The organism is Pseudoalteromonas sp. S4492, from assembly GCF_005886115.1.
In the GTDB taxonomy this organism is placed as follows: Bacteria; Pseudomonadota; Gammaproteobacteria; order Enterobacterales; family Alteromonadaceae; genus Pseudoalteromonas; species Pseudoalteromonas gelatinilytica.
The window spans coordinates 1-324 of record NZ_PNCP01000323.1 but is presented as its reverse complement, the minus strand read 5'-3'; the positions used below and the strand labels follow the sequence as shown (position 1 = coordinate 324).

At 44.1% G+C, this 324-nt stretch carries 1 pseudogene; it reads right to left on the bottom strand.

The annotated features are described in order from the left end of the window. Positions 1-324: pseudogene (locus CWC28_RS22435) on the bottom strand (hypothetical protein); the annotation flags it as partial.

Here is a 324-nt window from a genome sequence, read left to right as displayed (position 1 = left end):
AGTCCATTGGTCATTGAGTGTGATGTCATCTTGGATGAAGGCGCTGAATAATTCTGTCTGCTTGGAGTCCTTGCCTTCAAGTAGATACATATAGGAAGTATTTTTTACTTCGTACCATGTAGCTCTGTATCCAAGTCCCCAGACTAGATCGTGCTTTCCCCTGAGCTGATAGTAATGCTGGAACTCAAAATCAACCGTGTCACGTTTTTCAGCGATCCGGTAATCAAAGTTCTGGTAGTTGTCGTAGATAGCTCTGAAGGAGTAATCGTGAGTTTTACTCAGGGTTCTCTTCCAATAAGCGCCTAAGTTGCCTCCGCGCTGATA